At 60.4% G+C, this 19,394-nt stretch carries 16 protein-coding genes and 1 other RNA gene; 9 read left to right on the top strand and 8 right to left on the bottom strand.

Translation table 11 applies throughout. The annotated features are described in order from the left end of the window. Nucleotides 1-123 precede the first annotated feature (123 nt). The 3 genes from zipA (at nucleotide 124) to ffs (ending at nucleotide 3,728) form a co-directional block, all read left to right on the top strand. On the top strand, nucleotides 124-978 hold the full coding sequence (gene zipA / locus GIR22_RS13645; RefSeq protein WP_154743837.1) for a cell division protein ZipA: 855 nt from the start codon (nucleotides 124-126) through the stop codon (nucleotides 976-978). An 87-nt stretch (nucleotides 979-1,065) separates the two neighbouring features. Next, nucleotides 1,066-3,423, top strand: a complete 2,358-nt coding sequence (gene ligA, locus GIR22_RS13640) for an NAD-dependent DNA ligase LigA (protein ID WP_154743836.1) — start codon at nucleotides 1,066-1,068, stop codon at nucleotides 3,421-3,423. A gap of 208 nt (nucleotides 3,424-3,631) precedes the next feature. Continuing rightward, nucleotides 3,632-3,728: signal recognition particle sRNA small type (ffs, locus tag GIR22_RS13635), an RNA gene on the top strand. Nucleotides 3,729-3,997: 269 nt separating this feature from the next. Here the strand turns inward: ffs and GIR22_RS13630 are convergent. Then, nucleotides 3,998-4,861: a LysR family transcriptional regulator gene (locus tag GIR22_RS13630; RefSeq protein ID WP_154743835.1), complete on the bottom strand. Its 864-nt coding sequence runs from the start codon at nucleotides 4,859-4,861 to the stop codon at nucleotides 3,998-4,000. 102 nt (nucleotides 4,862-4,963) lie between these two features. Between GIR22_RS13630 and GIR22_RS13625 the strand changes: the two genes are divergently transcribed. Then, nucleotides 4,964-5,902 (top strand): DMT family transporter, encoded by a 939-nt coding sequence (locus GIR22_RS13625; RefSeq protein WP_154743834.1) that lies wholly within the window; start codon nucleotides 4,964-4,966, stop codon nucleotides 5,900-5,902. Nucleotides 5,903-5,985: 83 nt separating this feature from the next. Here the strand turns inward: GIR22_RS13625 and GIR22_RS13620 are convergent, their stop codons facing one another. Next, a complete protein-coding gene (locus GIR22_RS13620; protein ID WP_154743833.1) occupies nucleotides 5,986-6,300 on the bottom strand; it encodes a helix-turn-helix domain-containing protein in 315 nt (104 codons plus the stop codon). Nucleotides 6,301-6,792: 492 nt separating this feature from the next. On the opposite strand from GIR22_RS13620, the gene GIR22_RS13615 reads away from it, so the two are divergent. The 5 genes from GIR22_RS13615 (at nucleotide 6,793) to GIR22_RS13595 (ending at nucleotide 13,160) form a co-directional block, all read left to right on the top strand. Continuing rightward, complete coding sequence (locus tag GIR22_RS13615; RefSeq protein WP_154743832.1) at nucleotides 6,793-8,484, top strand: putative bifunctional diguanylate cyclase/phosphodiesterase; 1,692 nt, start codon at nucleotides 6,793-6,795, stop codon at nucleotides 8,482-8,484. A 165-nt stretch (nucleotides 8,485-8,649) separates the two neighbouring features. Next, entirely contained in the window at nucleotides 8,650-10,698 is a 2,049-nt protein-coding gene (gene dnaX, locus GIR22_RS13610) for a DNA polymerase III subunit gamma/tau (RefSeq protein WP_154743831.1), read from the top strand. Between the two features lie 67 nt (nucleotides 10,699-10,765). Beyond that, a complete protein-coding gene (locus GIR22_RS13605) occupies nucleotides 10,766-11,104 on the top strand; it encodes a YbaB/EbfC family nucleoid-associated protein (RefSeq protein ID WP_154743830.1) in 339 nt (112 codons plus the stop codon). 237 nt (nucleotides 11,105-11,341) lie between these two features. Further along, on the top strand, nucleotides 11,342-11,944 hold the full coding sequence (gene recR, locus GIR22_RS13600; RefSeq protein ID WP_154743829.1) for a recombination mediator RecR: 603 nt from the start codon (nucleotides 11,342-11,344) through the stop codon (nucleotides 11,942-11,944). Nucleotides 11,945-12,011: 67 nt separating this feature from the next. Next, the gene (locus tag GIR22_RS13595) at nucleotides 12,012-13,160 is read left to right on the top strand and encodes an acyl-CoA dehydrogenase family protein (RefSeq protein ID WP_154743828.1); all 1,149 of its coding nucleotides are present in this window, start codon (nucleotides 12,012-12,014) and stop codon (nucleotides 13,158-13,160) included. Between the two features lie 6 nt (nucleotides 13,161-13,166). Here the strand turns inward: GIR22_RS13595 and GIR22_RS13590 are convergent, their stop codons facing one another. From GIR22_RS13590 to GIR22_RS13565, 6 genes are all read right to left on the bottom strand, one after another. After that, nucleotides 13,167-13,715: an adenine phosphoribosyltransferase gene (locus GIR22_RS13590; RefSeq protein ID WP_154743827.1), complete on the bottom strand. Its 549-nt coding sequence runs from the start codon at nucleotides 13,713-13,715 to the stop codon at nucleotides 13,167-13,169. 95 nt (nucleotides 13,716-13,810) lie between these two features. Next, a complete protein-coding gene (gene fnr, locus GIR22_RS13585; RefSeq protein ID WP_154743826.1) occupies nucleotides 13,811-14,545 on the bottom strand; it encodes a fumarate/nitrate reduction transcriptional regulator Fnr in 735 nt (244 codons plus the stop codon). 91 nt (nucleotides 14,546-14,636) lie between these two features. Then, complete coding sequence (gene hemN / locus GIR22_RS13580) at nucleotides 14,637-16,019, bottom strand: oxygen-independent coproporphyrinogen III oxidase (protein WP_154743825.1); 1,383 nt, start codon at nucleotides 16,017-16,019, stop codon at nucleotides 14,637-14,639. Between the two features lie 103 nt (nucleotides 16,020-16,122). Beyond that, on the bottom strand, nucleotides 16,123-16,806 hold the full coding sequence (locus GIR22_RS13575) for a sulfite exporter TauE/SafE family protein (RefSeq protein WP_154743824.1): 684 nt from the start codon (nucleotides 16,804-16,806) through the stop codon (nucleotides 16,123-16,125). After that, nucleotides 16,799-17,017, bottom strand: coding sequence for a cbb3-type cytochrome oxidase assembly protein CcoS (gene ccoS / locus GIR22_RS13570; protein ID WP_154743823.1), 219 nt, complete (start codon nucleotides 17,015-17,017; stop codon nucleotides 16,799-16,801). The genes GIR22_RS13575 and ccoS overlap by 8 nt, the downstream gene beginning before the upstream one ends. Nucleotides 17,018-17,039: 22 nt before the next feature. Continuing rightward, nucleotides 17,040-19,394 (bottom strand): heavy metal translocating P-type ATPase (locus GIR22_RS13565; protein WP_154743822.1); only part of this gene is annotated, 2,355 nt, incomplete at its 5' end.

Genomic DNA, 19,394 nt, shown 5'->3' with positions numbered 1-19,394 from the left:
AAATTTTTCGTGTGCGTGGGCAAAACGTCATTCAGAACATAGAGTTGGCGCCACGTTTTAAAGCGGTTTGCACGGTGCTAAACCCCTTATTTTTCAGCATTTTTTATAGAGGCACGGGATTACATGGAAATCGGTCTGCGCGAGTGGCTGATCGTCATCGGCATCATTGTCATTGCCGGTATTCTTTTTGATGGCTGGCGCCGTATGCGCGGTGGCAAGGGCAAGCTGAAATTTCGCCTGGATCGCAACCTGTCCAATATGTCGGACGACGACAGCAGCGCCGAGTTGCTGGGGCCGCCCCGTGTGCTGGATAACCATAAGGAACCGCAACTGGACGAGCATGACCTGCCGTCGATGAGTGCGCCGGTGCGTGAAGCCCGTGAGCCGTCCGCAAAACGCGGCAAGCGTGCTGCCAGCGAGCCTTCCCAGGGCGACCTGAACCTGGACCTGGAGGAGGGTCCGAGCTTCAGCAGCCGTGACGATGATTTCCCGGACGAAAGCCCGGCCAAGAGCGCCTCGCGTGAGTCCGTCAAGGATCAGCCTGCTGCCGAAGAAGTCCTGGTAATCAGCGTGATCTGCCGCGATGCCGCTGGCTTCAAGGGCCCGGCCCTGTTGCAAAATATCCTGGAAAGCGGCCTGCGTTTTGGCGAGATGGATATTTTCCACCGCCACGAAAGCATGGCTGGTAATGGTGAAGTTCTGTTCTCTATGGCCAATGCGGTCAAGCCGGGCATCTTTGACCTGGACGATATCGATCATTTCAGCACACCGGCTGTCAGCTTCTTCCTCGGCCTGCCAGGCCCGCGTCACCCGAAACAGGCGTTTGATGTCATGGTGGCGGCAGCTCGCAAGTTGTCCCAGGAGCTCAATGGCGAACTCAAGGACGATCAACGCAGCGTCCTGACCGCCCAGACCATCGAGCACTACCGTCAGCGCATCGTCGAGTTCGAGCGTCGTGCCTTGACACAGAAGCGCTGAGGATTGCGCCTCAGCGTTGTCGATAGAATAAGCGCACTAACATATTGAGCAGCTTCGGCTGCTCTTTTGCTTTATGAGAGAACACCCATGACCGCCGCCCACACCCGCATCCTCGAACTGCGCGCTGAACTGGATCAGCATAACTACCGTTACCATGTGCTCGATGAGCCGAGTATCCCGGACGCCGAGTACGATCGGCTGTTCCATGAGCTCAAGGCTCTCGAAGCTGAGCATCCGGAGTGGGTCACACGTGACTCTCCGACGCAGCGGGTCGGCAGTGCGGCATTGTCGGCCTTCACCCAGGTCAAGCATGAGATCCCGATGCTCAGCCTGGGCAATGCCTTCGACGAAGCCACCATGCTGGAGTTCGATCGTCGGGTCACCGAGGGGCTCGACCTGCCGGCTGGCGACCTCTTTGGGAGCGTCGAGTACAGCTGTGAGCCGAAGCTCGACGGCCTGGCGGTCAGCCTGCTGTATCAGGATGGCGAGCTGGTACGCGGCGCCACCCGTGGCGATGGCACCACCGGCGAAGACATCAGCGTCAACGTGCGTACCGTGCGCAATATTCCCTTGAAGCTGCACGGCACTGGCTGGCCGTCGACCCTTGAAGTGCGCGGCGAAGTGTTCATGTCCAAGGCCGGTTTCGAGCGGCTCAACGCGAGCCAGCTGGAAGTCGGCGGCAAGACCTTCGCCAACCCGCGCAACGCCGCCGCCGGCAGTTTGCGCCAGCTGGATTCGAAGATCACCGCCAGCCGGCCGCTGGAGTTTTGCTGCTATGGCATTGGCCAGGTGGCTGCCGATATCAGCGACACCCATATTGGCAATCTGCAACAACTGAAGGCGTGGGGCATGCCCATCAGCCATGAGCTGAAATTGGCCAAGGGCATTCAGGAGTGCCTGGACTACTACCGCGATATCGGGGAGCGACGTAATGCGCTGCCTTATGAAATCGATGGCGTGGTGTTCAAGGTCAACAGTATCGCCTCCCAGCGTGAATTGGGTTTCCGTGCTCGTGAGCCGCGCTGGGCGATTGCCCATAAATTCCCGGCCATGGAAGAACTTACCGAGTTGCTGGACGTTGAATTCCAGGTCGGCCGTACTGGCGCCGTCACGCCCGTGGCGCGCTTGAAACCGGTCAAGGTCGCGGGTGTCACCGTGTCCAATGCGACCTTGCACAACATGGACGAAGTCGCGCGCCTGGGCCTGATGATTGGCGACACTGTGATTATCCGCCGTGCCGGTGATGTGATTCCGCAAGTGGTGTCGGTGGTGACCGAGCGCCGCCCGGAAAACGCCCGTGCGGTGCAGGTTCCCCAGAGCTGTCCGGTGTGCGGCTCCCATGTCGAGCGTACGCAACTGGTCAAGCGCAGCAAGGGCCGGGAAACCATCAGCGAAGGCGCGGTATACCGCTGCGTCGGGCGCTTGGCCTGTGGTGCCCAACTCAAGCAGGCGATTATCCACTTTGTCTCCCGGCGGGCCATGGACATCGAGGGCCTGGGAGACAAGACCATCGAGCAGTTGGTGGATGAAAAGCTCATCGGCTCGCCAGCGGATCTGTACACGCTCAAATACGAGCAAATAATCGACCTGGAAGGCTTCGCCGATATCTCCAGCAAGAAGCTGATCATCGCTATTGAAAACAGCAAGTCCCCGACCCTGGCCCGATTTATCTACGCCCTCGGCATCCCGGATGTGGGGGAGGAGACCGCCAAGGTGCTGGCACGCTCCCTGGCATCCCTGGAGCGGGTGCAGCAGGCGTTGCCGGAAGTGCTGACATACTTGCCGGATGTCGGCCTGGAAGTGGCCCATGAGATTCACAGCTTCTTTGAAGACAGCCATAACCAGGACGTGATTGGTGCGCTGTTGTCCACGGAGCAATGTGGGCTGGAGTTGCAAGAACAGGGCGACCTGAGTGCAGAGTTCGCCGCCAGTACCACTTTGGGCGGCTTGCTGGACAAGCTGCACGTACCTTCAGTAGGCCCGGGTGCTGCGCAGAAGCTGGCGGACAAATTTGGCTCCCTCGAAGGCGTGATCAAGGCCGACTGGCTTGATATGCGCCAGGCCTTGCCGGAGAAACAGGCCAAGGCGGTGCGTGATTTCTTCGATATCGAGGAAAACGCCCTCCGGGCCTTGGCCATTGAGCGGCAGCTCAAGGACTTCGGCATGCACTGGCAGAGCGAGAAGAAAGTGGTCGAAGGCTTGCCCGAAGCTGGGCGTACCTGGGTGCTCACCGGCTCGCTGGAATTGATGAGCCGCGATGTCGCCAAGGAAAAACTGGAAAGCCTTGGCGCCAAGGTGGCGGGCTCGGTGTCGGCGAAAACCCATTGCGTGGTGGCGGGGCCGGGGGCGGGTTCCAAGTTGGCCAAGGCCAGTGAGCTCGGAGTGAAAGTGCTGGATGAAGAGGCGTTCGTGGCCTTTTTGGCCCAGCACAACATTACCGTCTGAATTGAGCGATCTCTGCCGGTATTGGCAAGCCCCGGCAGGGATCGCCATGTATCGCTACCTCGAGCCGCTCAGTTTCGTGCCTGGTGCAAGGCCGTGGGCAAGTGCTTGAGCCCCTTCATATTTTAATCCGGAACCAACGGTTGTAACTTCCGATGAGATCGGTACAATGGCGCGGCTTGCCGAGAGGCGAGCGTCGTTATGGTGACCCCATCGGTCCCCCCGCAACGATCAGCCGTGAACCCGGTCAGGCCTGGAAGGGAGCAGCCGCAGCGGTGACATTGTGTGCCGGGGTGTGGCTGGTGGGGTTGCCTCCATAACGCTGGCTTGTTGATCTGCAACGAGTCATTCCTGTAAAAACTCTCTACGTCGTACAGCACCGTAGGTGACCCAAGTGGCCTGCGCGCGATCATGTAGCTGCTCACTCCTTTTCTGTTAGATACCCTTATCTGTTTTACCCTCCGAGCACTCCCGGGGTGCCTTCTGTTGCCTGCTCATTTGCCTCGGGCGCGGCAACATGTTCGCCTGAGCGCGTCCAAGAGCTGGCTTGGTGGACGTTCCATAACCCGTGTGGGCGCTAGCCGAATGTTTCCCGCAACAGTTCGGTAAACGCATCCCGAGCCAGGTGACGTTGGGTGTCCTTGTGCCAGAACAGCAGGTTGTCCACTGCCGCCAGTTCATCGAAACGGTAGGACGTCAGTTGGTTGCTTTGCTCGTAGCGGGCCAGGATACCTTCCGGCGCCAACGCCACTCCAATACCCGCGCTGACGCAGCCAATGATCGTGCCCCAACTGGCGTAGCTGGCAATGGCCGGTTTGATATCGTGGGGCTTGAGCCAGTTTTCCAGGGCGGCGCGGTAAGGGCAGCCTGGCGGCCAGACCAGCAGGGTACGCTCTGCCAGGTCCCTGGCGTCTGCAATAGGGGCGCTTGCGGCGCTGGTGATCAGCACCAGGCGTTCGCTGTAGACCACGCTGTGTTGGAGTTTGGGACGTTTGTCTCCCGCAGCCACTAGCGCCGCATCCAGGTGATGGTGTTGCAGGTCATCGAGTAAGTGCGCCCAGGCGCCGGTTACCAACTCCAACTCCACTTGCGGATAGCGTCGATGGTACTCGGCAAGCAGGGGCGGCAGCCGTCCACTGGCACTGGACTCCACCGCGCCGATGCGCAATTTTCCGCGAGGAATGGCGTTGTGGCTGACGGCACGCTTGGACTCCTCGACTAAAGCGAGGATGCGCTCGCAGTAGTCGAGAAACACTTCGCCGGCGGCACTGATCGTCAAGCCGCGCCCGGCGCGAATGAACAGCGGTGTGCCCAGTTCGCTTTCCAGTTGCTTGATGCGCGTGGTGATGTTTGACGGCACGCAGTGCAATTGCAACGCCGCCTGGGCCACGCTGCCGGTTTGTGCCACGGCTTTCACCATTTTCAGTTGGGCCAGTTCCATCGCTCAGTTCCAGTGATTACAGAAGTCAGAAACGCTTAATTGTCCTGGATCTTACCCAGGGCAAGACTGGCGGCATTCCCTCTCAGTTTCCGGACGCCGTCGATGAATGCCCCGTCACCTGTAAAGCTTACGCTAGTCACTGCCTGTGTGATCCTCTGTTGGGCGTATTCGCCCATCGGTATTCACCAGGCGCTGCACGGTTACAGTCCCGGCCAACTGGCCCTGGCGCGGTTTCTGATTGCTTCATTGTTCATGGCGGGCGTGGCGTTGGTGGTGCGGGTCGAACGGCCACGGCTGCGAGACCTGCCGTGGTTGCTGGTGCTGGGATTTTTCGGGATATTCCTGCACCACTTGTGCCTCAACCTTGGTCAGCAGTGGGTGACGGCAGCGGCGTCCAGTGTGTTGGCGCAATCGGTGCCATTGTTCAGTGTGCTGGTGGCGTTTTTCTGTTTGAAGGAACGGGTGAGTGGCTGGCGTTGGGGGTGCGTGCTACTGGGGCTGGTGGGCGTGCTGGTGGTGATGTGGGGTGAGCATGGCCTGGGTGAGGTTGATCCGCGTGGCCTGATGATTCTGTTGGCGGCGATCTCGTGGAGTGTGTATTTCGCCATTCAGAAACATTATTCGCACCGCTACAGTCCCTTGACCACGGTGTGCTACACGGTTTGGTCGGGGACGCTGTTGCTCTGCGTCTACTTGCCAGGCCTGCCGGCCGTGGTGATGCAGGCGCCGTTGCCGGCCAACCTGGCAGTGCTGGTGCTGGGGGTCTTCCCCAGCGCCCTGGCGTATCTGGCCTGGGCCTATGTGTTGAGGCATGTCGAGGTCAGCCGTGCTTCGGTGGGTTTGTACCTGGTGCCGCCCGTGGCGATGGTGTTGGCGGCGACGATATTGGGGGAGCGGGTCTCAATGCAGGTAGTGGCGGGCGGCCTGATCGTGTTGACCAGCGTTGGCGCAATCAGCCTGGAAGGGCGCTGGCATCGCCCGCCGTCAAAGGAAGCGGTGGCCGCCGGTATCGCGGGGGGTAAAGATGACGCCGGTGGGTGATGGTTCCATGGAACTGGCAGCAATGACACTGCTCAGCTCGATGAAGTCCAGGGTACTGCCTGCTCTTTTTATTACGGGGGGCTCTAAGGCTTGGACAAGGCCTGGTCTACCGCCGCGATCAGCTTTCCCAGATCCTTCGGGGGGGCTTTGTGGATGACACCGAACAGATAAGCGCGCTGTTCATCCTCGTCGACCAAGTCTGCGAAAAAGACTGTCAGCTTCACTTCCAGCGCCTCTGCAAACAAGAGCAGGGCCTCCACGCTGGGTGTATAGGTGCCGGTTTCGAAGCGGCTGATAGTTTTAGGGTCAAAACCGGTTTTTTCACCTAGTTCAGCCTGAGTAAGCCCCGCTACCTTGCGGTAGCGCCTGATGGCTGGCCCCAAACTTGAAATTTGCATCGATCAATTCCCATTTGTAATCAAGAACTTAACGACAAATAATAAGATTAGGCAACCGCTTATGACATCACCTTTTCTTGCAAAATGTGATGCAGTTCGTAGAATTTGAATTTAAGATAAGTATTTGGTGGTCTCGTTTCAGAAGGCAGGGTTATGAAACCGGAAATCATTGCTTTCTCCCTGCTCTCATAAAAGAGCCCAAAAAACGGTCGCTTGGCAGGGGCTCAAAGGTCGCTCGTCAGTACTGGGGCATCTCTCTCGGTTGTGCCCAAGCAGCCTACTGACGGTGTAGCCAGACTAGAAATACATATCCGCCTAACCGGCCTGCTCGGCAGGTGGTTAGCGATCGAATGCTGTTCATGGAGTTTTAACGTGCGTCTCAACTTGCTGGTCACCGCTGTTGAACAAGCTTTTGGAGAGCAACAACGGCTTATTCCCGCGGCTGACATTCTGGTCGAGCGGTTCAACCGCTAGCCAATGTGAGCCTGATTCATGGACGAGAAATACCGCAGGGCCGTGGATGCAGCCGCCATTTTTTCCGAGACTGATCTCGCAGGCTGCATTACCTACGTCAATGATCAGTTTTGCGGCATATCTGGCTATAGCCGCGAAGAGTTGCTGGGGCAGAACCATCGGATCCTCAGTTCCGGGCTGCACCCCGAGGCGTTTTTCCAGGGGATGTGGAGCACCATCGGCCAGGGCCGGGTCTGGCGCGGCGAAATCTGTAACCGCGCCAAGGACGGGACGCTGCATTGGGTCGACAGCACCATGGTGCCGTTGCTCGACGAGCAGACCGGGCAGGTGCAGAAATATGTGTCGATTCGCTTTGATGTCAGTGAAAAGCGCCAACTGTTGCACACCTTGCAGTGGCGGGTCGGCCATGACGTGCTGACGGGCTTGCCCAACCGTGCCTATTTATCCGAGTTGCTCAACCAGTCCCTGGAGTTTTCCCGCAGCGAAGACAGCCCGTTGGCGCTATGCATGCTCGACCTCGACGGCTTCAAGGCGGTCAACGATGGCTACGGTCATGCGTGTGGCGATCTGTTGCTGGTGGAGGTGGCCGGCCGGCTGCGGGAGATCATTCGTGGCGAAGATGTGGTTGCCAGGCTTGCCGGTGACGAGTTTGTGCTGATCCTGCGTTATGTGCGCGATATCGACGAACTCAACGGCGCGTTGGTGCGTATCCTCAAGGCTATCTCCGAGCCGTACTTGATCCTGGGCGCGCAAATCAATGTGTTTGCCAGTATTGGCGTCACCTTGTTTCCCCTCGATGACGAAGACGCTGACACACTGCTGCGCCACGCCGACCAAGCCATGTATGTGGCCAAGCAGAACGGGCGCAATCGCTTCCAACTGTTCGATGTCTCCCTGGAACAAGAGGTCAAGGCCACCCGCCAGACCGTGGAACAGATTCGCCAGGCCTTGGCGGCGGGCGAGTTATGCCTGCATTACCACCCCAAGGTCAATTTGCGTTGCGGTACGGTGGTGGGGTTCGAGGCGCTGTTGCGCTGGCAGCACCCCGAGCGTGGGCTGGTGGCGCCGGGGGATTTCCTGCCGCTGATCGAACAGACTGACCTGATCGTCGATATTGGCGAATGGGTGATGGGCCAGGCCCTGAGCCAGATGCGCCAATGGCAAGAGGCAGGGCACTACTGGGCGGTCAGCGTGAACATCGCGGCGCGGCATTTCCAGCGGGCGGATTTCGTCGAGTGTCTGCAGCAGTTACTGGCATTGCACCCTGATGTCGAACCGCACATGCTCGACCTGGAAATTGCCGAGTCGGTGGCCATCAACCATATCCAGCGAGTCACCCAGCACCTTGAAGCCTGCCAGGCCTTGGGCGTGCAGTTTTCCCTGGATGATTTCGGCACCGGCTATTCGTCCCTGAGCTATCTCAAGCGCTTGCCCACTCAGACCATCAAGATCGACAGGTCTTTTGTACGCGACATCCTCCACGACAAGGATGACCTGGCGCTGACCAGTGCGGTCATCGGCCTGGCCCGGGCATTTGGTCGTGAAGTGATCGCCGAGGGCCTGGAAACCCTGGAGCATGGCCAGTTGCTGATGCGCATGGGCTGCGAAGTGGCGCAGGGGTATTTTATTGCCCGCCCCATGCCGGCCGGCGAGGTGCCTGCATGGGTCGATGGCTTTGCACCGCCGGTACAGTGGTTGACGGGAGGGTGAGGCAATCGGGTTGGCGGGTGCCCAGCGGTTTATGCCTGGACGAAGTCGTCGATTTTTTGCGGGGATTCTCATCGGCATAAGCGTTTAGGTGAGCGTGCCAGATGCAATTTCCCCCCTGCTCCGCTAGCATTACCCGCTTCTGCTTCCCAGTTGCGACGGTTTTCGATGAGTTATCAGGTTCTTGCACGTAAATGGCGCCCGCGCTCGTTCCGCGAAATGGTCGGCCAGACCCATGTGCTCAAGGCTCTGATCAATGCCTTGGACAGCCAGCGGCTGCACCACGCCTACCTGTTCACCGGTACCCGGGGTGTCGGCAAGACCACCATTGCGCGGATCATCGCCAAGTGCCTGAACTGTGAAACAGGCATCACCTCGACGCCGTGCGGCACCTGCTCCGTGTGTCGGGAAATCGACGAAGGGCGGTTCGTCGACCTGATCGAAATCGACGCCGCGAGCCGTACCAAGGTCGAAGACACCCGCGAGCTGCTGGACAACGTGCAGTACGCCCCGAGCCGCGGCCGCTTCAAGGTCTACCTGATCGACGAAGTGCACATGCTTTCCAGCCATTCCTTCAACGCCCTGTTGAAAACCCTGGAAGAGCCGCCGCCCTACGTCAAGTTCATCCTGGCAACCACTGACCCGCAGAAACTTCCAGCAACGATTTTGTCGCGGTGCCTGCAGTTCTCCCTGAAAAACATGACCCCGGAGCGGGTGGTCGAGCATTTGACCCATGTCCTCGGGGTGGAGAATGTGCCGTTTGAAGACGACGCGCTGTGGCTGTTAGGTCGCGCCGCCGATGGCTCGATGCGTGATGCCATGAGCCTCACCGACCAAGCTATCGCCTTTGGTGAAGGCCAGGTCATGGCCGCCGATGTGCGGGCAATGCTTGGCACCCTGGACCATGGTCAGGTATTCGATGTCTTGCATGCATTGATTGAAGGTGATGCCAAGGCATTGCTTGAAGCCGTGCGCCACCTGTCCGAGCAAGGTCCGGACTGGAACGGCGTGCTCTCGGAAATCCTCAATGTGTTGCACCGGGTTGCCATTGCCCAGGCATTGCCTGAAGGGGTCGACAACGGTCATGGCGACCGCGACCGTGTGTTGGCCCTGGCCCAGGCGCTGCCAGCCGAAGATGTGCAGTTCTATTACCAGATGGGCCTGATTGGTCGTCGTGACTTGCCCTTGGCGCCGGACCCACGAGGTGGGTTTGAGATGGTTCTGTTACGGATGCTGGCATTCCGGCCTGCCGATACGGCAGGCGCACCGAGACAGCCGCTAAAGCCAGTGGGGATCAGCCAGGCCACAGTTGATTCCGCCAAACCAGTGGCTGGCGCGCCGGTGGTTTCGCCGGAGCCAGCGCCTGTTGTACCGGCGCCCGTTGTTGCCGAGCCGGTAGCTGTCCCCGAGCCGATTGTCGCGCCGGAACCAGAGCCAGAGCCGGTGGAAGCAGTGGTCGACCTGCCGTGGAATGACCCGGTAGAAGCGGTCGTCGAGCAACAGCCTGCCGTCGAGCCTGTTCTGGAAACCATCGGCGAGCAGCCGGAACTGACACCCATGCCCACGCCGACCCCGGACAGTGTGGTGCCGGACGCGCCGGAGTTGGTGTCGGGCCCCGTGCCGGAGCCGACCATCGCCGAGGTGGTCACTGCCATCCCCGATATCGACCTGGATGACGAGCCGCCGCTGGACGAAGACTACATCGAGCCGGACATGGATTCGGCCTACAGTTACCTGGATGACCTGGCGAGCGAACATACCGCCGAGCCCGCTCCGGAGCCCGAACCGGAACCGGCGGCGATGCCGGCCACCGGCCTGGCCCTGCAATGGCTGGAGTTGTTCCCGAAGCTGCCGATTTCCGGCATGACCGGCAGCATCGCCGCCAACTGCACCCTGATCGCCATTGAAGGTGATCACTGGCTGCTGCACCTGGACCCGGCCCATAGCGCGCTGTTCAACGCGACCCAGCAACGCAGGCTCAACGACTCGCTGAACCAGTATCACGGGCGCACGCTGACGGTGAGCATCGAGTTGATCAAGCCTGAACAGGAAACCCCGGCCCAGGCCGCGTCCCGTCGTCGGGTCAACCGTCAGCGCGAGGCCGAAGAGTCGATCCATGGTGATCCACTTATCCAGCAGATGATGGAACAGTTTGGTGCGGTAGTGCGGCACGATACTATTGAGCCTGTCGAAGCCTTGGTGACAGCACAGGGCTAATAATTGAAGGCGTCGTATCCACAGGGTACGGCGCTGTCTTGACCCACGTACTTTTGAGGTGATTCCCATGATGAAAGGTGGCATGGCCGGCCTGATGAAGCAGGCGCAGCAGATGCAGGAAAAGATGGCCAAGATGCAGGAAGAACTGGCCAACGCCGAAGTCACCGGTAAAGCGGGTGGCGACATGGTCAGTGTGGTGATGACGGGCCGTCACGACATCAAGCGTGTGAGCATTGACCCAAGCGTATTGCCAGGTGTTGGCGAAGATGACCTGGAAATGCTCGAAGCCCTGTTCGCCGCGGCCGTCAACGACGCCGTGCGCAAGATCGAAGCCAACAACCAGGACAAAATGTCCGGTGTGACCGCTGGTATGCAACTGCCGCCGGGCATGAAGTTACCGTTCTGATCGACAGGCGGAAAATGAAAATGCCAGGCTTCGCGCCTGGCTTTTTTTGAAGTGCAGATTGCCGGGGCCTGTCTATCGAACCCTCGCACAATCCGACATTCGCGGTCGACGGCCTGAAACCAGCGTGCGAAGCCTTTGTCGGTTTGCTGGGTGGGTGCCGCACAAGATTGAGCATTTGACGCTAATCCGGAGCGCGGGTATAAACCGCGTCTCGTTGTTTTGTTGGACCTTGCCCACATGAGCTTCAGCCCCCTGATTCGTCAACTGATCGACGCGTTGCGCACTTTGCCAGGCGTCGGCCAGAAATCCGCCCAGCGCATGGCGCTGCAACTCCTGGAGCGTGATCGTAGTGGCGGCTCCCGGTTGGCCCAGGCCTTGAGCCAAGCCATGGAAGGGGTAGGCCATTGCCGTTTGTGCCGCACCCTCACCGAGGAAGAACTCTGCCCGCAATGCGCCGACCCTCGTCGTGACGACACGCTGCTGTGCGTGGTCGAAGGACCGATGGATGTGTATGCGGTGGAGCAGACCGGTTTTCGCGGACGCTATTTTGTGCTCAAGGGGCACCTGTCACCACTGGACGGCTTGGGCCCGGAGGCCATTGGCATTCCGCAACTGGTGGAGCGTATCGAAGAGCAGGGCACTTTCACTGAAGTGATCCTGGCCACCAATCCGACGGTGGAAGGCGAGGCCACGGCGCATTACATCGCCCAACTGCTGGCCAATAAAGGGTTGATCACTTCGCGTATTGCCCACGGTGTACCGCTGGGTGGTGAGCTGGAGCTGGTTGATGGCGGTACCTTGGCCCACTCGTTTGCCGGACGTAAGCCGATAGCCTTGTAGATACCGCTTGCTTGTAAACCAAGCAAGCGCTTGGTAAGTTCACTCCATCCTTGCATGGAGCTTGCCGATGCCCGCCTATCAGGAATACTTCGACCCCAGCCACCAACTGGTCCGCGACAGCGTGCGCCGCTTTGTCGAGCGCGAGATTCTGCCGGACATCGAGCAATGGGAGGAGGCCGAGGCCTTTCCTCGGCAACTGTACCTCAAGGCCGGTGCTGCAGGCATTCTGGGTATTGGTTATCCCGAAGTCCTCGGCGGTAGTCACGAAGGCGATCTGTTCGCCAAGATAGCTGCCAGCGAGGAGCTGATGCGCTGCGGTTCAGGTGGCGTGGTGGCGGGGCTGGGTTCGCTGGATATCGGCCTGCCGCCCATCGTCAAATGGGCTCGTCCCGAAGTACGTGAGCGGGTGGCGCCCCAAGTGCTGTCCGGCGAGAAGATCATGGCCCTGGCGGTCACCGAGCCCGCTGGTGGTTCTGATGTCGCCAGCCTGCGAACCCGTGCGGTGCGCGATGGCGACCACTACCGGGTCAGTGGCAGCAAGACCTTTATCACCAGTGGTGTGCGCGCCGACTTCTATACCGTGGCGGTGCGTACCGGTGGGCCAGGCTTTGGCGGCATCAGCCTGTTGTTGATTGAAAAGGGCACCCCCGGCTTTACCGTCGGCCAGCCGCTGAAAAAAATGGGTTGGTGGGCCTCGGACACCGCCGAGTTGTTCTTCGACAATTGCCAGGTGCCGGTAGGCAACCTGATCGGTGTTGAGAACATGGGGTTTGCCTGCATCATGGGTAACTTCCAGAGCGAACGCCTGGCCCTGGCATTGATGGCCAACATGACCGCGCAACTTGCCTTGGAAGAAAGCCTGAAATGGGCTGCCCAGCGGGAAGCCTTCGGCAAACCCATCGGCAAGTTTCAGGTACTCAAGCATCGCCTGGCGGAAATGGCCACTGCGGTGGAAGTCTCCCGGGAGTTCACTTACCGCCAGGCGGCCAAGATGGCGGCCGGCAACAGTGTGATCAAGGAGATTTCCATGGCCAAGAATGTTGCCACCGACACCGCCGACCGCGTGACCTACGATGCGGTGCAGATCCTCGGGGGGTTGGGCTATATGCGTGGCAGCCTGGTGGAGCGGCTGTGCCGGGACAACCGGATCCTCTCCATCGGCGGTGGGACTCGGGAAGTGATGAATGAAATCATCAGCAAGCAGATGGGCTTGTAGCCCGGTCTATTTCTCCGTCAGCGCAAACTGGGTCAGGCAAAATGTCGGGATACCCATATCTTCCAGGCGCTGGGACCCTTCCAGTTCAGGAAGGTCGATAATCGCCGCTGCTTCGAAGATGTGCGCGCCCATGCGCCGTACCAGGTTGGCGGCTGCAATCAGGGTGCCGCCAGTGGCGATCAAGTCATCGAACATCAGCACCGAGTCACCCTCACACAGGCTGTCTGCGTGCACTTCCAGGAACGCTTCCCCGTATTCGGTCTGGTAACCCTCACTCAACACATCCGCTGGCAACTTGCCCTGTTTGCGGAACAGGACCAGTGGCTTGTTCAGTTGATAGGCAATGATCGAACCGATCAGGAAGCCCCGGGCATCCATTGCACCGATGTGGGTGAAGTCGGCTTCGACGTAGCGATGGGTAAAGCTGTCCGCCACCAGGCGCAACGCCCTGGGGGATTGGAACAGGGGTGTGATATCGCGAAAGATCACCCCAGGTTTGGGGAAGTCGATGACTGGGCGAATCAGGGATTTTATGTCGAATGAATCGAAGACCATCGTCAGGGTGTCCTGGGAAGAGGGGCGGTCCCGCAGTATAACCTGCGACCGAAGTGACCGGCTCGGTCGCAGAAGCCTGGATCCCCGTGTTCTTATTAACCGTCCAGGGAACCACCGGCCAGGGCGCAGAGCTGGATTGGGTCGAGGATGTGCACTTCCTTGCCCTCGGCGGTGATCAACTCGTTCTGCTGGAAGCGGGTGAACACCCGCGATACGGTTTCCACCGCCAACCCCAGGTAGTTGCCGATTTCATTGCGCGACATGCTCAGGCGGAACTGATTGGCCGAGAAGCCCCGGGCACGGAAGCGGGCAGAGAGGTTGACCAGGAAGGTGGCGATGCGCTCGTCGGCGGTTTTCTTCGATAACAGCAGCATCATCTGTTGGTCGTCGCGAATTTCCCGACTCATGACGCGCATCAGCTGTCGGCGCAGTTGCGGCAATTGCAGCGCCAGTTCATCCAGGCGCTCGAAGGGGATTTCACAGGCCGAAGTGGTCTCCAGCGCTTGTGCCGACACCGGGTGGGTTTCGGTATCCATGCCCGACAGGCCAACCAATTCGCTGGGCAGGTGGAAGCCGGTGAGCTGTTCTTCGCCGGCATTGCTCAGGCTGAAGGTTTTCAAGGCGCCCGAGCGCACTGCATAGACAGAATTGAACGGGTCACCCTGGCGAAACAGAAACTCACCTTTTTTCAGCGGGCGCCCACGTTTAACGATTTTGTCCAGCGCGTCCATGTCTTCCAGATTCAGCGAAAGTGGCAGGCAGAGAGGGGAGAGGCTGCAATCCTTGCAGTGAGCCTGACTGTGGGCGCGCAGTTTGACTGGCTCGGACATTTCTTAAATCCTTGTGGTAAATCACGCATAATATGTAAGGGTACCGTGTTGGAGGACAGTCAGGCCAGCCTGGTAATGAAATAATCTGCTGTCAGATCACCCGTGAAAATCGCTGCCGGTCCTGGTGCTCCAGATAAGCATCGAACACCATGCACACCGAACGCACCAGCAAGCGCCCCGCCGGCAAAACGCGGATGCCCTGGACGTCGAGTTCGATCAACCCCTCACTGGCCATTGCTTCCAGTTGCGGCCAGAGCGCTGCGAAATACCCGCGAAAATCAATATTGAAGGCCTGCTCGATCTTCTCGAATGTCAGGTTGAAATTGCAGATCAACTGCTGAATCACTTCCCGCCGTAAACGGTCATCCAGGCTGCACACCAGGCCTTGGCTGGTAGCCAGTTGTGCCCCGGCCAGGGTGTTCTGGTAGTGGTTCAGGTTGCTGCTGTTCTGGCAGTACAGTTTGCCAATCTGGCTGATGGCCGACACCCCGAGCCCGATCAGGTCGCAATGACCGTGGGTGGTGTAGCCTTGGAAATTGCGCTGCAGGGTGGACTCTTCCTGGGCGATGGCCAGTTCGTCATGGGGCAGGGCGAAATGGTCCATGCCGATGTAGCGATAACCCGCTGCCGTCAACTGTTCGATGGTGGTTTGCAACATCTGCAGCTTCTGCGCGGGTGCAGGCAGGTCATTGTTGTTGATCCTCCGCTGGGGCATGAAGCGCTCTGGCAGGTGGGCATAGTTGAACAGCGACAGGCGGTCCGGCTGCAGGTTGATGATCTCTTCCACTGTGTGCGCAAAACGTGCAGGCGTCTGCCTGGGCAGGCCGTAGATCAGGTCGATATTGATCGAGCGAAATTGCAGGGTGCGCGCGGCATCGATCACCGCCCGGGTTTCTTCCAGGCTTTGCAGTCGATTGACTGCCCGTTGCACCTCGGGATCGAGGTCTTGCAGGCCGATGCTGACGCGGTTGAAGCCCAACTCACGGAGCAGGCCCATGGTAGACCAGTCGGCTTCCCGTGGGTCGATCTCGATGCTGTAGTCGCCGCAATCATCGTCTAGCAGATTGAAGTGCCGGCGCAACTGGGCCATCACTTGGCGCAACTCGCCATGACTGAGAAAGGTCGGGGTGCCACCGCCAAAGTGCAGTTGCTCGACCTTCTGGCTGGGGTCCAAGTGGCAAGCTATCAGTTGAATTTCCTGCTCCAGGCATTGCAGGTAAGCTTGGGCCCGACCGCGGTCCTTGGTAATGACTTTGTTGCAGGCGCAGTAGTAGCAAATGTTGGCGCAGAACGGCACATGCACATACAGCGACAGCGGTCGCACAGCCTTGCGGCTCGCGCGCAGGGCGCGGAGCAGGTCGAAGGTGCCGACCTGGCTGTTGAACTGAACGGCGGTGGGGTACGAGGTGTAGCGTGGCCCCGCCAAGTCGTAGCGGTTAATTAAATCAGTGTCCCAACGAATGGCGTCGAGCATGCGGGCGGTCCCCCGGGTAGGCTAGGGGGCCGAGTCTAGGGGGTGGGGCAGGGAGCCATGTTGATTTGCATCAACAGGGAGCGGCATTATGCCACAGGCTATTCTAATGCCCCATCAACCAGTGCTGGTGGGGGCCAGGCAAGGTCCAGAGGCCAAACAGCATCACCAGCAAGCCGCCGGTCATTCGCACGCTGCGCTTGCGCAACAAGGCGGTGATGCGTTCGGCTGCCAGCCCGGTGGCCAGCAAGACCGGCCAGGTGCCGAGGCCGAACGCCAGCATCAACAAGGCGCTGTCCAGCGCATTCCCCTGGCTGGCGGCCCATAGCAACGTGCTGTAGACCAACCCGCACGGCAGCCAGCCCCAGAGCGCCCCCAGCAGCAAAGCCCGAGGTAGGCTGGACACCGGCAATAAACGGTTGGCAACGGGCTGGATATACCGCCACAGGCCGCGTCCGAGGCTTTCGATGCGGGTCAGGCCGCTCCACCAGCCGGCGAGGTAGAGGCCCATGGCAATCAACAACAGGCCGGCGAAGATACGCATGACCACCGCCGCCGGGCTGTTTGCCACGGCCCAGCCTGCCAGGCCGATCAGCAGGCCGGCGCTGGCGTAGCTGAGGATTCGTCCCAGGTTATAGGCCAGTAACAGGCGAAAACGCCGGCTGCGCTGTTCCTTGGGAATCGCCAGGGTCAGCGCACCCATCAACCCACCGCACATGCCCAGGCAGTGACCGCCCCCCAGCAGTCCGAGAATGACCGCCGAGACCAGTAAAGGCGCGAGCTCAAGCATGGGGCGGGTCTTTGGGGGAGGAAGGTTGTTCAGGGCCATTGGCCTCATCGACCGCCGCCAGGTGGTTCGGGTCCTGATCGTCGAACAGCACGCTGTGGGCCGGGCCGTCGAGGTCGTCGTACTGGCCGCTGTCCACAGCCCAGAAGAAGATATAAATGGCGATGGCAACGATCAGCAGCGCCGCCGGAATCATCACGTAAAGAGCTGGCATCGATACTCCATGCCCGCGCGGCTCAGGCCGGTAGCGGGCGGGTTACGAGGGTGGGGCTCAGCGCCGCTGCAGTCGGCAGGCGAGTCAGGCGCAGGGCGTTGAGCACCACGGTCAACGAACTGAGAGACATGCCGATTGCCGCCCAGATGGGGGTGATCCAGCCAAGGGCGGCAAAGGGCAACATCAGGCCATTGTATAGCGCGGCCCACAGCAGGTTTTCAATAATCACCCGGCGAGTACGACGGGCCAGGGTGAAGGCGTGTACCAGAGCGTCCAGGCGATTGGACAACAGCACGGCGTCGGCGCTGGTTTTAGCCAGGTCGGTGGCCGAGCCCATGGCCACGCTGATATCGGCGGCGGCGAGTACCGGTACATCGTTGACGCCATCACCGAGCATCAAGACCTTGCGACCTTCCTGGTGCAGCCGTTGTAGCACTTGCAGCTTGTCGTCGGGACGCAGGCCTCCTTGAGCTTCGTCAATCCCCAACTCCATTGCCACGCTGGCGACCATCGGGGAACTGTCCCCGGACAGCAGCAAGGTGCGCCAGCCCCGTGCCTTGCAGGCTGCCAGCAGGGCTGGGGCATCGCTGCGCAGGCGATCGTCGAGGACAAACCAGGCGAGGGCGCCTTCGCTGTCACCCAGCAGCAGCCATTGACCTGCTTCGTCAGGTGATGCCGGGACCGGACAGCGGCTCAACTCACAGACAAAGGCTGGCTGGCCAATACGCAAGCGTTGTTCGCCCACCCGCCCCTCCAGCCCGAGCCCCGGGGTGCTGAGCACTTCGTCGGCCGCCAGCGGCGCGCGGCCGAACGCCCGGGCAATCGGATGTTCCGAACGGTTTTCCAGGGCCGCGGCCAGGCCCAGGCAATGATTGCTGTCCAGCGTGCCGAGTGGGCGAATCGCACGCAGGGCCAGGCGCCCTTCGGTGAGGGTGCCGGTCTTGTCGAAAATCACCGTATCGATCTGGTTCAGGCCTTCGAGCACATGCCCGCGAGTCAGCAGCAGGCCGAGTTTGTGCAGGGTACCGGTGGCAGCGGTCAGGGCAGTTGGCGTTGCCAGTGAAAGGGCGCAAGGGCAGGTAGCGACCAGCATCGCCAGGACAATCCAGAACGCCCGCGAGGCGTCCAGTTCCCACCACACCAGGCCGATCACGGCCGCAGCAATCAGTGAGCACAGCAGGAACCATTGGGCTGCGCGGTCGGCGATTTGCGCCAGGCGTGGTTTTTCCGCCTGGGCCCGCTCCAGCAAGCGCACGATGGCCGACAGGCGGGTGTCATGGCCCAACGCCCGGACTTCAACGATCAGAGCGCTTTCTACATTAAGGGTGCCGGCGGTGACGGCATCGCCGGCGTGCCGTGACTGTGGAAGGTATTCGCCGGTCAGCAGGGATTCGTCGATGCTGGATTGGCCGTCGAGGATCATGCCGTCAGCCGGCAGAATGGCCCCCGGATGCACCAGCACACGCTCGCCCAGTGCCAACTCTGTCAGCAGAATCCGTTCACTCTGGCCGTCGGCGTTCAGGCGCAGGCACGAGGCTGGCAACAGGTTGACCAATTGCGCGGTGGCCGCGGCGGTACGTTCTCGGGCGCGGCGCTCCAGGTAGCGGCCAGCCAGCAGGAACAGGGCAAACATGCCCACCGCGTCGAAATACAGTTCGCCCACCCCGGTTATCGCGGTCCAGATCCCGGCCAGGTATGCGCCGCCGATGGCCAGGGACACCGAGACGTCCATGGTCAGGTGGCGGGTGCGCAGGTCGCGCATGGCCCCCTTGAAAAACGGAGCGCAACTGTAGAAGACAATGGGCGTGGTGAGAAACAACGCGACCCAGCGCAGGATTGTATGCAGTTCCGGGCTCAGGTCGATGTTGAATTCCGGCCAGGTAGCCATGGTTGCCATCATCGCCTGGAACCACAACAGTCCGGCCACGCCGAGTTGGCGCACGGCCAGGCGGTTTTCGCTGGCCAGTTGCTCGGCGGCGCGGTCGGCCTGGTAGGGGTGGGCAGCATAGCCGATATGGCGCAGCTCACTGAGCACCTGGCTCAGGGGCAATTGCGCATCGGCCCAGCGTACGTGCAAGCGATGATTGGACAGGTTCAGCCGGGCCTCGGCGACGGCCGGCAGGCTGCGCAAGTGTTTCTCGATCAGCCAGCCACAGGCGGCGCAGCTGATACCTTCCATCAATAGCGTGGCTTCGGCCAACTCGCCCTCGTGACGCACGAAAGGTTGCTGCACATCGGCGCGGTCATACAGTGCCAGTTCGTCCACCCGTTGCACCGGCAACGCCTCGGGGTTGGCCGAGGCTTCGCTGCGGTGCTGGTAATAGCTTTCCAGCCCGCCGGCGACAATCGCCTCGGCCACGGCCTGACAGCCTGGGCA

The sequence above is a fragment of the Pseudomonas karstica genome (assembly GCF_009707515.1).
In the GTDB taxonomy this organism is placed as follows: Bacteria; Pseudomonadota; Gammaproteobacteria; order Pseudomonadales; family Pseudomonadaceae; genus Aquipseudomonas; species Aquipseudomonas karstica.
This window is presented reverse-complemented; position numbering and strand designations above follow the sequence as displayed.

Coding starts and splice junctions, on each gene's coding strand:
- zipA (WP_154743837.1), top strand. CDS start 124: ATGGAAATCGGTCTGCGCGAGTGGCTGATCGTCATCGGCATCATTGTC.
- ligA (WP_154743836.1), top strand. CDS start 1,066: ATGACCGCCGCCCACACCCGCATCCTCGAACTGCGCGCTGAACTGGAT.
- GIR22_RS13630 (WP_154743835.1), bottom strand. CDS start 4,861: ATGGAACTGGCCCAACTGAAAATGGTGAAAGCCGTGGCACAAACCGGC.
- GIR22_RS13625 (WP_154743834.1), top strand. CDS start 4,964: ATGAATGCCCCGTCACCTGTAAAGCTTACGCTAGTCACTGCCTGTGTG.
- GIR22_RS13620 (WP_154743833.1), bottom strand. CDS start 6,300: ATGCAAATTTCAAGTTTGGGGCCAGCCATCAGGCGCTACCGCAAGGTA.
- GIR22_RS13615 (WP_154743832.1), top strand. CDS start 6,793: ATGGACGAGAAATACCGCAGGGCCGTGGATGCAGCCGCCATTTTTTCC.
- dnaX (WP_154743831.1), top strand. CDS start 8,650: ATGAGTTATCAGGTTCTTGCACGTAAATGGCGCCCGCGCTCGTTCCGC.
- GIR22_RS13605 (WP_154743830.1), top strand. CDS start 10,766: ATGATGAAAGGTGGCATGGCCGGCCTGATGAAGCAGGCGCAGCAGATG.
- recR (WP_154743829.1), top strand. CDS start 11,342: ATGAGCTTCAGCCCCCTGATTCGTCAACTGATCGACGCGTTGCGCACT.
- GIR22_RS13595 (WP_154743828.1), top strand. CDS start 12,012: ATGCCCGCCTATCAGGAATACTTCGACCCCAGCCACCAACTGGTCCGC.
- GIR22_RS13590 (WP_154743827.1), bottom strand. CDS start 13,715: ATGGTCTTCGATTCATTCGACATAAAATCCCTGATTCGCCCAGTCATC.
- fnr (WP_154743826.1), bottom strand. CDS start 14,545: ATGTCCGAGCCAGTCAAACTGCGCGCCCACAGTCAGGCTCACTGCAAG.
- hemN (WP_154743825.1), bottom strand. CDS start 16,019: ATGCTCGACGCCATTCGTTGGGACACTGATTTAATTAACCGCTACGAC.
- GIR22_RS13575 (WP_154743824.1), bottom strand. CDS start 16,806: ATGCTTGAGCTCGCGCCTTTACTGGTCTCGGCGGTCATTCTCGGACTG.
- ccoS (WP_154743823.1), bottom strand. CDS start 17,017: ATGCCAGCTCTTTACGTGATGATTCCGGCGGCGCTGCTGATCGTTGCC.